The organism is Escherichia sp. KS167_9B (assembly GCF_030295215.1).
GTDB lineage: Bacteria > Pseudomonadota > Gammaproteobacteria > Enterobacterales > Enterobacteriaceae > Escherichia > Escherichia coli_F.
Map to the genome: position 1 here is coordinate 3444026 of NZ_AP025754.1, position 14609 is coordinate 3458634.

The window sequence follows — 14609 nt, forward strand, 5'->3', positions numbered from 1 at the left end:
TTAATGACGGCGCTGCCAGATCCACAGCGCCGTTATTGCCAGCGCAAATAGCGCACCGAAGCCAATGCCAATGGGCACGACCGGGATGCCTACCATTACCGCCAGCGAGTAAATGCCCAGCATCAACAACATGGCGCTGTTTTCGCCAAGGTTTTGTACTGCAATTGCATTCCCCGCCCCGACGCTTTTTTTACCCCGTTCCTGTAGCAACGCATTGAGCGGAACGACAAAAAAGCCCCCCAGCACGCCAATCAGCATCAACAAGGCATAGGCTGGCAGCAGCTCGTGTTGCAGGGAGAAAATCAGTACCACCACGCCAATCAAAATCCCGGCAGGCATACAGCGTGACACGGTTTCCAGCGTAACCAGCTTCGCTGCCGCACCTGCGCCAACCACGATACCAATCGCTACCATCGCGTTGAGATAGGTGGGCGTAGCGTTATCGGTAATACCCAGCGCCACCGGTACCCACAGCACCAACAGGAAACGCAACGTGACACCCGCTCCCCAGAATAAACTGGTACCCACCAGCGAAAAACGCGTTTCACCATTGCGCCATAGCGATGTGCAGGCATTCAGGAAACTGCGGGTCATGCTGATGAGATTCCAGGACTGCCCCGGACGCGCCGCCGCCAGTTTAGGAATGTAGATATTGGCAACGACCGCACCACCGTAGGCCAGTGCGCATGCGGCCAGGGCGACCAGGACATGCCAGTCAGCCAGTACACCACCGGCTACGGAACCGAGCAAAATCGCCGCTATGGTAGACGCTTCCATTAAACCGTTAGCTTTCACTAACTTACTACCCGTGGTTAATTCGCCGAGAATACCGTATTTCGCCGGTGAATAGGCTGCAGCACCAACACCCACCAGCGTATAGCCGAGAAATGGATTGATACCAAAGCAGATACTGGCTGCGCCCAGCAGCTTCAGGCCGTTGGCAAACATCATCACCCGGCCTTTGGCGAAGCTATCCGCCACCTGCCCGACAAACGGCGCAAACAGAATGTAAGCACCTACAAACACCATTTGCAGGATGGGCTGGCTCCACTCCGGATAGAACTGCGCTTTCAGTAACGCCAAAGTGGCAAACAGCAGCGCGTTATCGCCAAACGCAGAGAGAAACTGCGCCACGATAACCGCTTTCATCCCCTTCGACCACAACGAAGTGTTAGTGTGCACTGACTCACTCATCGTGTTGTTCCGCTTCGTCTACCCAGCTTTTCAACGTGACAAAGTCAGGTTTGCCGCTGCCAAGTAATGGCATCTGTTTCAGATAGCGAATATCGCGCGGTACAGCAAGCTCCGGCACGCCGTGCTCGCGGGCATACTGTTGTAACTTATCGCGCGTCAGTTCGTTATCTGTGGTGAAAAGCACCAGCGCCTCGCCTTTGCTGGCATCGCTCTTAATCGCAGTGGCATGGACTTTATCTGGCGAAACACCAATTGCCAGTTGTTCCACCATTTCCAGCGATACCATTTCGCCTGCAATTTTGGCAAAGCGTTTTGCGCGGCCCTGAATCTGCACAAAGCCCTGCTCGTCGAAACGCACAATATCGCCAGTGTCATACCAGCCGCGCTCCATTTCGCCGCGAACATTCTCGGCGGTGGGCACTTCCAGTACACCTGGCTTCTCCACCCGGAGATAGCCGTTCATTATGTTCGGCCCTTTCAGTTGCAGGCGTCCGCCCTCTTCGATACCAGTAACCGACAACAGGCGCGCATCCATTCCTGGTAGAATACGCCCTACCGTACCGGGTTTCGCCGCCATCGGTACGTTGATGGAAACGACAGGCGCGCACTCGGTCACACCGTAGCCTTCAAGGATGCGCAGGCCAAATTTATCCTGCCAAAGCTGTTTGGTACTTTCTTGTAGTTTTTCTGCGCCTGCCACCACATAGCGTAGACGGTAGAAGTCATACGGGTTGGCGAAACGCGCGTAGTGACCGAGGAAAGTGGAGGTACCGAACAACACGGTGCAACTGCGGTCATACACCAACTCCGGCACAATACGGTAATGCAGCGGGCTTGGATAAAGGAACACTTCTGCACCTGTGAGCAGGGGCGTAAACAGGCCTACCGTCAGCCCAAAGGAATGAAACAGCGGTAACGCCGACATAAAACGATCGTTGGTAGTGAAGTCGGCAATTGTTTTAATCTGCTCGACGTTTGCCAGGATGCTTTTATGGCTATGGACGACGCCTTTCGGATGGCCTTCAGAACCGGAGGTAAAGAGGATCAGCGCCTCTTCTTCCGGCTGCTGTTTTACCTGTGCCAGACGCGGCATCAGCAAATGAGCGAAGATCCACATTTTGTCGGCAGTGGTGACATCTGCTTTTAAATCTTCCAGATAGACCCAGCGTACCTGAGTAAGTTGCTCCGGCAGATGCCAGAGTTTGCCTTTATCGAGAAACTGGCGGGAAGTGAAGATGGTTTTGATTTCAGCCGCCGTAATAGCACTGGTCAGCCCTTTTACCCCGGCGGTGTAGTTCATCATTGCAGGAATGCGGCGACGGGCGATGGCCCCAAAAATCACTGCCGCACTGATGCCTGCATTGGGCAGCATTAAGCCGATGCGTTCGCCTTCAACACTGTATTTTTCAAGGATGCGTCCAACAAACAGCGTTTTCGTAAGCAATTTGCGATAGGAGTCTGGGGTAAAGTTGACGTCTTCGACACATTTCTTCCCGGCTCCGAAGCGGTACATTGCGCTCAGTAAAGATTCGTACAGCGTTTCACGCGGGCGCACCGCCATACGCGCTTCCATCATTATTTGATGCAGCATTTCGCCAGCGTTTTTGCGACGGTCACGGGCACGCGGCGCATCCGGCATCTCCACCTGCGTTGGTGGCAAAATATGCAGCGTAATTTGCGGGAACAAGCGACGTTTAACCAGGCCTTTCAGGCGGCTGAAGTGCGTAAGTTCCGCCCCTTCAATACGCACAGGAATAACCGTTGCACCAGACTTCGCCGCGACAAAACCCGCGCCATCGTAGATTTTCATCAGCGAGCCAGTGGTGGTGATTCGTCCTTCAGGGAAAATCACCACCGGACGGCCCTGTTCCACCAGACGTACCAGATGTTTAATCGCCATAGGTTGCGTCGGGTCGAGAGGAACAAAGTCGATAAATGATTTCAGCCAACGCATATACCACTGTTGGCTTATTGAGGTGTAAACGGCAAATACCGGACGTACGGGTAAAAACAGTCCAAGCAAAATGCCATCAATAAAAGAGACGTGATTAGGCGTAATTAGAACGCGCTCGCCCTTCAGTGCCTGGGTGTCACCCGTAACGCGAACGCGATACAAAACACGGCACAAATTTCGAAAAAAGCTTAAAAGCATTCCAACTCCCTTTGCTCTGATTCAGTAAAAGCGAATGGAGGGAGATTACACGAGATAAAGAACGCGAGCGACAGTAAATTAGGTGCGAAAAAAAACCTGCGCATCCGCGCAGGTTGGTGCAAGAGACAGGGTACGAAGAGCGTACCGAATAATCTCACCAATCAATACCTCTGGGATCTTGATTGTGGTCTGCACGACGACTCTTCGCCAGCGAGAAAACGCAAAGGAATGAAGGGAAATGCAACGAGGTGTGTAAATTGTCGGTTACTGTTACAGATTGATGACCGGCAAAAAAAAACCTGCGCATCTGCGCAGGCTGGTGTAATTCATGTGCTCAACCCGAAGTTGACTTCACCTATCAATACCTCTGGGACCACCACTTTAGCAACCTGAAGCCAAACGCAACCAGCGGTCAATCGCAACAGCGTTTCGCAAAGTGTAACCAAAGGTTTGCAATCTCTTTTTTTGTCTTATTTATTTGCGTTTGGCTCACATTCCCACGATGAAAACACGTCGCCACTTGAACCAACAGGTATTTTCCGTAACACTGACAGAATGTAAGCGTTTACCCACTAAGGTATTTTCATGGCGACCATAAAGGATGTAGCCCGACTGGCAGGCGTTTCAGTCGCCACCGTTTCCCGCGTCATTAATAATTCACCCAAAGCCAGCGAAGCTTCCCGACTGGCTGTGCATAGTGCAATGGAGTCTCTTAGCTATCACCCGAACGCCAACGCCCGTGCGCTGGCGCAGCAGACCACTGAAACGATCGGTCTGGTCGTTGGTGATGTTTCCGATCCGTTTTTCGGTGCAATGGTGAAAGCGGTCGAACAGGTGGCTTATCACACCGGTAATTTCTTATTGATTGGCAACGGTTACCACAACGAGCAAAAAGAGCGTCAGGCCATTGAGCAACTGATCCGCCATCGCTGCGCTGCGCTGGTCGTCCATGCCAAAATGATCCCGGATGCCGACTTAGCCTCATTAATGAAACAAATGCCCGGTATGGTGCTGATCAACCGTATCCTGCCTGGCTTTGAAAACCGTTGTATTGCTCTGGACGACCGTTACGGTGCCTGGCTGGCAACGCGTCATCTAATTCAACAAGGTCATACCCGCATTGGTTATTTGTGCTCTAACCACTCTATTTCTGACGCCGAAGATCGTCTGCAGGGTTATTACGATGCCCTCGCTGAAAGTGGTATTCCGGCCAATGATCGGCTGGTGACGTTTGGCGAACCGGACGAAAGCGGCGGCGAACAGGCAATGACCGAGCTTTTGGGGCGAGGAAGAAATTTCACTGCGGTAGCCTGTTATAACGATTCAATGGCAGCGGGCGCGATGGGCGTTCTCAATGATAATGGTATTGATGTACCGGGTGAGATTTCGTTAATTGGCTTTGATGATGTGCTGGTGTCACGCTATGTGCGCCCGCGTCTGACCACCGTGCGTTACCCAATCGTGACGATGGCGACCCAGGCTGCCGAACTGGCTTTGGCGCTGGCTGATAATCGCCCTCTCCCGGAAATCACTAATGTCTTTAGTCCGACGCTGGTACGTCGCCATTCAGTGTCAACTCCGTCGCTGGAGGCAAGTCATCATGCAACCAGCGACTAACCGCAGTTAAAGCAATTCCAGCGCCAGTAATTCTTCAATGGTCTGGCGACGGCGAATCAACCGCGCCTGACCATTATCAAACAGAACTTCTGGTAACAGCGGACGGCTGTTGTAGTTGGATGACATTGATGCGCCATATGCCCCCGTATCATGCAGTACCAGATAATCACCCGCCTTCACTTCCGGCAAGGCGCGGGTTTCAACATTTCCCCCTTCCTGCTGGGTAAAGACATCGCCCGATTCACATAACGGTCCGGCGACGACGGTTTCCACCGTTGGTGCGTGTTCCAGAGAACGACCATCAGATGCCAGGGCACTGATATGGTGGTAACTACCGTACATTGCCGGGCGCATCAGATCGTTGAACCCGGCATCAACCAGCACAAAGTGGCGGCTACCCATTTGTTTGACGCTCCGCACTTGAGTAATTAATACGCCAGCCTGCGCTACCAGAAAGCGACCCGGTTCAATTTCCAGTTTCACAGGATGGCCCAAATGGCGGGCGATTTGCTCACGCGCGGCATTCCACAGACCATAATAATGTTCGGTATCAACCGCCTCTTCACCCTGTTGATAAGGAATAGAAAGCCCACCGCCCGCAGAAATAGCCTGTAAATCCTGACCAAATTCGATGACCTGACGCACCATAGCACCACACACCTGCTCCAGATGTGCGTAATCAACGCCGGAACCAATATGCATGTGAACACCGACCAGCTGCAGATGATGACGTTGTATCACTTCCAGTGCGGCGGGCAGGTCGGTATACCAGATACCGTGCTTGCTGTTTTCGCCACCGGTATTGGTTTTTTGGCTATGCCCGTGACCAAACCCCGGATTAACACGCAGCCATACCCGATGCCCTGGCGAAACCTGACCCAGTTGGTCGAGCATATCAACAGAACCCGCATTCACCGGAATTTGCAATTCACTGACGCGTTCAATCGTCGCCTGATCGATAACATCTGCCGTAAAAACAATATCATCGGGGTGCGTTTGCGGATTGTAACCCGCCACCAGTGCACGCTCTATTTCGCCTAACGAGACGGAATCCACTTTTACGCCCTGCTCACGCATTAAGCGCAAAATATGAATATTGGAACAGGCTTTCTGTGCGAAGCGCACCACATCAAACTGTTTTAGCGCTGCAATCTGCCGACGAATAATTTGCGCATCGTAGACCCACACCGGGCAGCCAAATTCTGCGGGCAAACGCAGCAGATTTTCGGCGGTGAGGTCGGTATCGGTGCTGAACAGTGAATGTGGCATAACAAACTCCAGATAAGTGCTTTTTTATGATTACGCCACATCATAAAAAGAATAAAAAATATCGATTTATGTCGAGTCTATGCAAAAATGATATGGATTACCGGATTGCGAGAGAGCGCTAATGGCTGCCGTTAACTTACGTCATATTGAAATTTTTCATGCGGTAATGACCGCCGGAAGCCTGACTGAGGCAGCACACCTGCTACACACCTCACAGCCAACCGTCAGCCGCGAACTGGCGCGCTTTGAGAAGGTGATCGGGCTGAAATTGTTTGAGCGCATACGTGGACGATTACATCCTACCGTGCAAGGACTGCGTCTGTTTGAAGAAGTGCAACGATCCTGGTACGGACTGGATCGCATTGTCAGTGCCGCAGAAAGTCTGCGCGAGTTTCGCCAGGGAGAACTGTCTATTGCCTGCCTGCCGGTCTTTTCGCAATCTTTTTTACCGCAGCTCCTGCAACCCTTTCTGGCACGTTATCCCGATGTCAGCTTAAACATCGTGCCCCAGGAATCACCGCTACTTGAAGAGTGGCTCTCGGCCCAGCGTCATGATTTAGGACTCACTGAAACGCTCCATACGCCTGCGGGAACAGAACGTACCGAATTACTCTCTTTAGATGAAGTGTGTGTGTTACCTCCGGGTCATCCGCTGGCGGTAAAAAAGGTATTAACGCCGGATGATTTTCAGGGTGAGAACTACATCAGCCTTTCCCGTACTGACAGCTATCGCCAGTTGCTGGATCAATTGTTTACTGAGAATCAGGTTAAACGACGCATGATCGTAGAAACCCACAGCGCCGCGTCAGTCTGCGCAATGGTACGGGCGGGGGTAGGTGTTTCGGTGGTTAACCCGCTCACCGCACTGGATTATGCGGCAAGCGGTTTAGTAGTGCGGCGGTTCAGTATTGCGGTTCCGTTCACCGTCAGCCTGATCCGCCCCCTGCACCGCCCGTCATCAGCGCTGGTTCAGGCGTTTAGTGAGCATTTACAAGCGGGATTACCGAAACTGGTCACTTCTCTTGACGCTATTTTGTCGTCAGCTACGACAGCATAAAAGCGACAGCATCCTCGGCATGGATCGCCGCGGTATCAAACACAGGCAGAACACTGCGCTCGTCTGGCACCAGTAAACCAATTTCCGTACAGCCAAAAATGACACCCTGTGCGCCCTGTTCTGCAAGGCGAGCAATCACTTGCGCATAATAAGTGCGTGACGCTTCGGTAAATTGCCCCAGACACAGTTCTTCAAAAATAATCTGATTAATTTTCGCCCGTTCATCCGCTTCAGGAATGAGACAGTTGATGGAAAATTGTTCCGTCAGCCGCCCGCGATAAAAATCCTGTTCCATGGTGTAACGCGTACCCAGCAGCGCCACACGAGTCATCCCAGCCCGGATAATTGCACGTCCAGTGGCATCCGCTATATGTAAGAAAGGCAGAGAGCAACGAGACTCAATGGCATCCGCCACTTTGTGCATCGTGTTGGTACATAACACAATGCCTTCTGCGCCCGCCCGCTGTAAGCCAAGCGCCGCCTCAGCCAGAATATCCCCGGTTTTGTCCCACTCGCCGCGACGCTGGCACTCTTCTATTTCATGAAAATCGACGCTATGTAGCAGCACTTGCGCAGAGTGAAGCCCACCAAGCCGCTGTTTAATACCTTCATTAATCAGACGATAATAAGGAATAGTGGATTCCCAACTCATTCCTCCCAGCAAACCAATTGTTTTCATTCCTCTCTCCTGATGTGTGTTACCGCAACAAGGCTGAATAAGGAACGAGACAAACGCCTCAACGGCCAGGTGCCCAATCTCTATTAACGAAAAAAGGGCCGGATGTACAGCACATCCGGCCCGTGAAATCAGACGCCGATATTTCTCAACTTCTCGCCTGCCATCAGTTTGCGTTCGATATGTTCCAGCGTGACATTTTTGGTTTCCGGAATGAGCCAGAAAGTGATGCCCACAAACGCAATGTTCAGCGCAGTGTAGAGCCAGAACGTACCGGCAGCGCCAATGCTATCAAGCAGTGTCAGGAAGGTCGCGCCGATAATCATATTCGACACCCAGTTTGTCGTCGTTGAGCAGGTGATGCCAAAATCGCGGCATTTCAGCGGCTGAATTTCAGAGCACAGGATCCACACCACTGGCGCGGCGCTCATCGCATAACCGGCAATACACATCATCGTCATGCCAACAGAGAGCCAGGACAAGCCACTGGAAGCCGTACCGTTCTCAAACTGCATCAGGCAGTAACCCAGCACCAGAGTGCCTAACGCCATCACGCTGAAACCAATTTTCAGAGCCGGCTTACGCCCTGCTTTATCTACCGTAAAGACCGCAATGAAGGTGGCGAACATAAAGGTCAGCCCTACGACCAGAGTCGCAATCATCTGTTGTTCTGTGGTCGTAAAGCCCGCCATTTTGAAGATACGCGGCGCGTAGTACATGATGATGTTCATACCGGTAAACTGCTGCATCGCCTGCAACAACATACCGAGAAACACAGCACGACGGACGTTACGGTTGATCTTAAACAGTGCCCAACCGCCCTGTTTTAACTTCAGGCTTTCACGAATTTCGTTGAGTTCTTCTCGCGCTTTTTCCGACGTATCGCGCAGCATACGCAACACTTCTTCCGCCTCAATATGACGCCCCTTTTCCGCCAGCCAGCGCGGGCTATTTGGCAGGAAGACCACCAGAATAATCAGCAGGACTGCTGGTAAAGCAAGAACCCCCAACATTGCGCGCCAGTTACCGCTATAACTGAACGCTGTATCGGATAAAAACGCCAGCACGATGCCGAGTGTGACCATCAACTGGTACATACTGATCATCTTACCGCGAACGTTTTCACTTGCCATTTCAGAAAGATACAGAGGAGCGGTGTAAGACGCGATCCCGACAGCAATGCCCAGCACCACACGAGCGGCGATTAACATCTCTACGCTGGTCGCAAAAGCGGACCCTATCGAACCGAGCACAAAAAGGATAGCCCCCGCCATCAGGCTGTATTTACGCCCCAGGCGGAACGACAGCCACCCATTAAACAGCGCACCAATTGCTGCGCCGAGCATCATGCTACTAACCACCCATTCCTGCAAACGGCTGGTCAGCACAAAGTGATCGGTAATGAACGGCAAGGCTCCGGCGATTACGCCGATATCAAGACCAAATAACAATCCTGCGACCGCAGCAGCTACCGAAACAAACATATTCATACGCCGCGTATCCCGCAAAGAACGTGGCGTTAAAGCAGATTCCGTATTGATAGTAACCATTTTTTCCTGCCAGCAGAGAGTAAGACATAGTGAAAAAATACGTGAACAATTCACACAGGTGTCAGGTCGGAAATAGCATAAATATGGATTAAATTGCTGCGACATGTCGTTATGTGATGGATATTCCAATTTTCAAATTAAGTTGAATTATTGAGATTATTATTAACCAACTAATTTTAAAGCAGATAAAATTCATAAAGTTCACTAATTGATAATTGATATGGATTATTTCATAACCATGATATGGATTATGATGATCTACAGGTATAAAAAACCCTGCCATGCGGCAGGGTCATAAAAGTAAGAAGAATGGATTAACGAGCCAGCCAACCGCCATCCACGGCAATGGTATAACCATTCACATAATCTGAAGCACTGGAGGCAAGAAACACTACCGGCCCCATCAGGTCACTCGGCAGTCCCCAACGGCCAGCTGGAATGCGGTCGAGAATTTCCGCGCTACGTTGTTCATCTGCCCGTAGTTGTTGAGTATTGTTGGTCGCCATGTAACCCGGAGCTATCGCATTAACATTAATGTTGTGTTTAGCCCATTCATTCGCCATCAATCGCGTCACGCCCATCACGCCGCTTTTTGATGCGGTATAAGAAGGCACACGGATCCCGCCCTGGAAGGAGAGCATTGACGCGATATTGATAATCTTGCCGCCATTGCCTTGTGCGATAAAGTGTTTCGCCGCTGCCTGAGACATGAAGAATACGCTCTTGATATTCAGGTTCATGACATCGTCCCAGTCTTTTTCGCTGAACTCGAGAGCATCTTCGCGCCGAATCAATCCGGCGTTATTCACCAGGATATCAATATGACCAAACTCAGCTACCGCGCGATCCAGCAGTCCAGGAATACCATCAATCTTTCGCAGATCGGCGGTCAGGCTTAAAAAACGACGCCCCAGCGCCGTGACCTGCTTGACGGTTTCAGTCGGTTCAACGATGTTAATGCCAACAATGTCACAGCCCGCTTGCGCCAGCCCCAACGCCATCCCCTGACCCAGTCCAGTATCACAACCAGTGACGACCGCAACTTTACCTTCGAGAGAAAATGCACTTAAAATCATAACAATACCTTATTCGTTTATGCCCACAACTAGCGCAAATCTTTAACGGCCACATGGTCCATATCATCAAAGACCTGGTTTTCACCGACCATGCCCCAGATAAAGGTATAAGCTTTGGTTCCGACACCGGAATGGATCGACCAGCTCGGGGAGATCACCGCCTGCTCGTTATGCATCACAATATGACGCGTTTCTTGCGGCTGCCCCATCATGTGGAAAACGCAGGCGTCATCATCCATATTGAAATAGAAATAAACTTCCATCCGGCGCTCGTGGGTGTGACACGGCATGGTGTTCCACAAGTTACCCGGAGCCAGCTCCGTCAGCCCCATACTCAATTGGCAGGTTTCCAGCACATCCGGGACAAAATATTTGTTAATCGTGCGACGGTTGCTGGTGAGGTTATCGCCTAACGTGACTGGAGATACTTCGTCCGGTGTGACTTTTTTGGTGGGATACGTCGTATGCGCAGGTGCGCAATTGTAATAAAACTTCGCCGGAGTAGCGGTATCAATACTGGCAAAGACAACTTCTTTTGCGCCTTTACCAACATACAGGGCTTCGCGGTGACCGATTTCATAGCATTGACCATCGACGGTAATCGTACCGGCACCGCCAATATTGATAACACCTAGCTCGCGACGTTCCAGGAAATAGCTTACCCCGAGTTGTTTACCAACTTCCCCGCCAACGGAAACCGTTTTAGTTACCGGCATAATGCCGCCAACAATAATACGGTCAATGTGGCTGTAAACCATGGTGTACTCATCGGCGACAAATACCTTTTCAACCAAAAATTCATTGCGCAACCCCTGGGTATCCAGCGTTTTTGCATGCGCACTGTGGATGCTCTGTCTTACGTCCACATCAACCTCCGATAATCAGTGAAGCGTGAAAATAGAAAACGATAGTGAAACGCTGTTTCGTTTTCTCTATAAGGGGATGATATGCCCACGGGATAGGGTTTTCAATTAAAAATAAAACAATGTTTCATTTTTAAGGTAAGGACTGAAAAAAGTGCAGTGTCGATCACGAATATGTCATGAGAATGGAAAAATCAGGGAGCCCTGAAAATGTATGTCGACTCGCCAGCCACCATTATTCAACAGATTAATGACGGCTGATATTTATCGGTAAGGAGGAAATGCAGAGCTATTCGTCACGTTCAATGGTCAATGCCACGCCCTGGCCCCCGCCGATACAAAGCGTAGCCAGTCCTTTGCGGGCATTACGTTTCACCATTTCATGAACCAGAGAAACCAGGATTCGGCAACCGGACGCGCCTATTGGGTGACCGAGCGCGATCGCGCCACCATTAACATTGACCCGACGCTCATCCCATTCAAGCATCTTGCCAACCGAAAGCGCCTGAGCAGCAAACGCTTCATTAGCCTCAATAAGATCGACATCAGCCAACTGCCAGCCGACACGTTCCAGGCAACGGCGTGTCGCATACACCGGCGCAATTCCCATTAATGCCGGATCTACACCAACGCTGGCAAATGCGCGAATGCGGGCAAGCACGGGTAAATTCAACGCTCGCGCTTTGGCTTCGCTCATCATCATTACCGCAGCTGCGCCATCGTTTATGGATGATGCATTACCCGTTGTCACAGAACCGAGACTATCAAATGAAGGATTTAAACGGGCCAAGCCTTCTGCACTGGCGTCAGTGCGTGGCTGTTCATCGGTATCAACAACCAACGCCTGACCGTTACTTTGGGTCATTACCGGGACGATTTCATCTTTAAATCGTCCGGCGTCAATCGCCGCTCGCGCTTTTTGTTGCGAGCTAAGTGCGTAAGCATCCTGCAACTGACGGCTGATGCCATATTCGCGAGCCAGATTTTCGGCGGTGACACCAATATGATAATCATTGAAGGCATCCCACAAGCCGTCATGCACCAGACTATCAACCAACTGGCTATTGCCAAGCTGTGCACCGGTGCGGCTATCTGTAAGAACGTGTGGTGCGCGGCTCATGTTTTCCTGGCCACCGGCGATGACAATATCCGCCTCGCCACACTGGATCGCCTGAGTAGCCAGATGCAGTGCTTTAAGCCCGGAACCGCAAACGTCATTAATAGTGATTGCAGAAACGCTGTTAGGAAGACCACCTTTAATAGCCGATTGCCTTGCCGGATTTTGCCCTGCCCCTGCAGTCAACACCTGACCAAGAATCACTTCATCCACCGCATATGCAGAAACACCGGTACGTTCTATTAACGCTTTCACGACCAGGCTGCCAAGTTCCACGGCGGAATGACCCGCTAACGCACCACGAAAACAGCCGATAGGTGTCCGTAACGCCCCGACAATCACAACGTCTTTCATCACAACCTCGCACCAATTGACAGTGCAATAGTAAATGATTGTTAATTACAGTTATCTTAATTGTTTAAAAAAAGTGATTTTTATCACAAAGGAAATACGCCTGACCAGCACTCAGAGACATAACTGGCACGTAAGGTTTGCAACCACTAACCCACCAATAGAGGGGTAGATATGGCGTTAATCTCCCATACTGAACCTGGTTTATGGTAAATTGCCCTCCATTTTGTTTAATTTGTAGATGATACGTTCAAATAATGTCTAAGATTTGGTCAAAAGAAGAAACTCTGTGGAGTTTCGCACTCTACGGCACAGCCGTTGGTGCAGGCACGCTCTTCCTTCCTATTCAGTTAGGTTCGGCAGGGGCTGTGGTCCTGTTTATTACTGCTCTGGTCGCCTGGCCTTTAACATATTGGCCACATAAAGCCTTATGCCAATTCATCCTCTCATCAAAAACATCAGCAGGTGAAGGGATAACGGGCGCGGTAACACACTACTATGGCAAGAAGATTGGTAATCTGATTACCACGCTGTACTTCATCGCCTTTTTTGTCGTCGTGTTGATATATGCCGTGGCAATTACCAACTCACTTACGGAACAGCTGGCAAAGCATATGGTTATTGATCTTCGCATCCGTATGTTGGTGAGTCTGGGTGTTGTATTAATTCTGAATCTCATTTTTCTGATGGGACGCCATGCCACTATTCGGGTAATGGGATTTTTGGTATTCCCATTGATTGCCTATTTCTTATTTCTATCTATTTACCTGGTCGGTAGTTGGCAACCTGATCTATTAACTACCCAGGTAGAGTTCAATCAGAATACCCTTCACCAGATATGGATATCGATTCCCGTGATGGTTTTCGCCTTTAGCCATACGCCCATTATTTCTACGTTTGCCATAGACAGACGTGAAAAATATGGCGAACACGCTATGGATAAATGCAAAAAAATTATGAAAGTCGCTTATCTCATCATCTGCATAAGTGTACTGTTCTTTGTCTTTAGCTGCCTGCTTTCTATTCCACCTTCGTATATTGAAGCGGCTAAAGAAGAAGGGGTTACCATTTTATCGGCGCTTTCTATGCTGCCGAACGCCCCAGCATGGTTGTCAATTTCCGGGATTATTGTCGCAGTAGTTGCGATGTCGAAATCATTCCTGGGTACGTACTTTGGCGTTATTGAAGGTGCCACGGAGGTCGTCAAAACAACACTACAGCAGGTTGGTGTAAAGAAAAGTCGTGCATTTAACCGCGCACTATCAATTATGTTGGTATCGCTCATTACCTTCTTTGTTTGTTGCATTAACCCGAACGCGATTTCGATGATTTACGCGATCAGCGGCCCGCTCATTGCCATGATACTTTTCATCATGCCTACGCTGTCAACATATCTCATCCCGGCGCTTAAACCCTGGCGTTCCATCGGAAATCTGATTACGCTGATCGTGGGTATCCTGTGCGTATCGGTAATGTTCTTTAGCTAATATCCGTTGTGAATGGTTCAAAATTGCTACAATTTTGAACCATTCCAGTTTTCATAATGTTCATTTGTTATTATTCCGCTCTATCACTTCTCTCGTCATATCCTAGTATTATCAGTTAGTTAAACACACAAAGAGATCTGAACATCTTAAATAAGACTATTTAAGATGCATAACTTAGATTCGCAAGATATCTTCTGGTC

General features: G+C 50.2%; 11 protein-coding genes. 3 read left to right on the plus strand and 8 right to left on the minus strand.

The genetic code is table 11. The features are described 5' to 3' along the window. Positions 1 to 1194, minus strand: coding sequence for a lysophospholipid transporter LplT (gene lplT, locus QUE34_RS17255; protein WP_000004624.1), 1194 nt, complete (start codon positions 1192 to 1194; stop codon positions 1 to 3). Next, positions 1187 to 3346: a bifunctional acyl-ACP--phospholipid O-acyltransferase/long-chain-fatty-acid--ACP ligase gene (gene aas / locus QUE34_RS17260; RefSeq protein ID WP_103253746.1), complete on the minus strand. Its 2160-nt coding sequence runs from the start codon at positions 3344 to 3346 to the stop codon at positions 1187 to 1189. The genes lplT and aas overlap by 8 nt, the downstream gene beginning before the upstream one ends. Before the next feature lie 585 nt (positions 3347 to 3931). On the opposite strand from aas, the gene galR reads away from it, so the two are divergent. After that, entirely contained in the window at positions 3932 to 4963 is a 1032-nt protein-coding gene (gene galR, locus QUE34_RS17265; protein WP_000201041.1) for an HTH-type transcriptional regulator GalR, read from the plus strand. A gap of 6 nt (positions 4964 to 4969) precedes the next feature. Here the strand turns inward: galR and lysA are convergent, their stop codons facing one another. Continuing rightward, positions 4970 to 6232 (minus strand): diaminopimelate decarboxylase, encoded by a 1263-nt coding sequence (lysA, locus tag QUE34_RS17270; RefSeq protein WP_103253745.1) that lies wholly within the window; start codon positions 6230 to 6232, stop codon positions 4970 to 4972. Between the two features lie 121 nt (positions 6233 to 6353). On the opposite strand from lysA, the gene lysR reads away from it, so the two are divergent. Then, positions 6354 to 7289 carry a DNA-binding transcriptional regulator LysR gene (lysR, locus tag QUE34_RS17275; RefSeq protein WP_039020555.1) on the plus strand — a complete coding sequence of 312 codons (936 nt, stop codon included), beginning with the start codon at positions 6354 to 6356 and terminating at the stop codon, positions 7287 to 7289. On the opposite strand, the gene ygeA is transcribed toward lysR, so the two are convergent. The 5 genes from ygeA to QUE34_RS17300 all read right to left on the minus strand — a co-directional run bounded on the left by ygeA (position 7276) and on the right by QUE34_RS17300 (position 12925). Beyond that, positions 7276 to 7968, minus strand: coding sequence for an amino acid racemase (gene ygeA / locus QUE34_RS17280; RefSeq protein WP_000848650.1), 693 nt, complete (start codon positions 7966 to 7968; stop codon positions 7276 to 7278). The genes lysR and ygeA overlap by 14 nt on opposite strands. 128 nt (positions 7969 to 8096) lie before the next feature. Next, positions 8097 to 9515, minus strand: a complete 1419-nt coding sequence (araE, locus tag QUE34_RS17285; RefSeq protein WP_286338864.1) for an arabinose-proton symporter AraE — start codon at positions 9513 to 9515, stop codon at positions 8097 to 8099. A gap of 314 nt (positions 9516 to 9829) precedes the next feature. After that, positions 9830 to 10591 (minus strand): 2-dehydro-3-deoxy-D-gluconate 5-dehydrogenase KduD, encoded by a 762-nt coding sequence (kduD, locus tag QUE34_RS17290; RefSeq protein ID WP_000603531.1) that lies wholly within the window; start codon positions 10589 to 10591, stop codon positions 9830 to 9832. Between the two features lie 29 nt (positions 10592 to 10620). Continuing rightward, positions 10621 to 11457 (minus strand): 5-dehydro-4-deoxy-D-glucuronate isomerase, encoded by an 837-nt coding sequence (kduI, locus tag QUE34_RS17295; protein WP_000383251.1) that lies wholly within the window; start codon positions 11455 to 11457, stop codon positions 10621 to 10623. 286 nt (positions 11458 to 11743) lie between these two features. After that, positions 11744 to 12925, minus strand: a complete 1182-nt coding sequence (locus QUE34_RS17300) for an acetyl-CoA C-acetyltransferase (RefSeq protein ID WP_286338977.1) — start codon at positions 12923 to 12925, stop codon at positions 11744 to 11746. A gap of 254 nt (positions 12926 to 13179) precedes the next feature. On the opposite strand from QUE34_RS17300, the gene QUE34_RS17305 reads away from it, so the two are divergent. Beyond that, positions 13180 to 14409, plus strand: coding sequence for an amino acid permease (locus QUE34_RS17305; RefSeq protein ID WP_103253744.1), 1230 nt, complete (start codon positions 13180 to 13182; stop codon positions 14407 to 14409). Positions 14410 to 14609 lie beyond the last annotated feature (200 nt).

What these genes read in the sequence shown, in the direction of transcription:
- lplT (WP_000004624.1), bottom strand. Translation starts at nt 1,194, where the DNA reads ATGAGTGAGTCAGTGCACACTAACACTTCGTTGTGGTCGAAGGGGATG.
- aas (WP_103253746.1), bottom strand. Translation starts at nt 3,346, where the DNA reads ATGCTTTTAAGCTTTTTTCGAAATTTGTGCCGTGTTTTGTATCGCGTT.
- galR (WP_000201041.1), top strand. Translation starts at nt 3,932, where the DNA reads ATGGCGACCATAAAGGATGTAGCCCGACTGGCAGGCGTTTCAGTCGCC.
- lysA (WP_103253745.1), bottom strand. Translation starts at nt 6,232, where the DNA reads ATGCCACATTCACTGTTCAGCACCGATACCGACCTCACCGCCGAAAAT.
- lysR (WP_039020555.1), top strand. Translation starts at nt 6,354, where the DNA reads ATGGCTGCCGTTAACTTACGTCATATTGAAATTTTTCATGCGGTAATG.
- ygeA (WP_000848650.1), bottom strand. Translation starts at nt 7,968, where the DNA reads ATGAAAACAATTGGTTTGCTGGGAGGAATGAGTTGGGAATCCACTATT.
- araE (WP_286338864.1), bottom strand. Translation starts at nt 9,515, where the DNA reads ATGGTTACTATCAATACGGAATCTGCTTTAACGCCACGTTCTTTGCGG.
- kduD (WP_000603531.1), bottom strand. Translation starts at nt 10,591, where the DNA reads ATGATTTTAAGTGCATTTTCTCTCGAAGGTAAAGTTGCGGTCGTCACT.
- QUE34_RS17300 (WP_286338977.1), bottom strand. Translation starts at nt 12,925, where the DNA reads ATGAAAGACGTTGTGATTGTCGGGGCGTTACGGACACCTATCGGCTGT.
- QUE34_RS17305 (WP_103253744.1), top strand. Translation starts at nt 13,180, where the DNA reads ATGTCTAAGATTTGGTCAAAAGAAGAAACTCTGTGGAGTTTCGCACTC.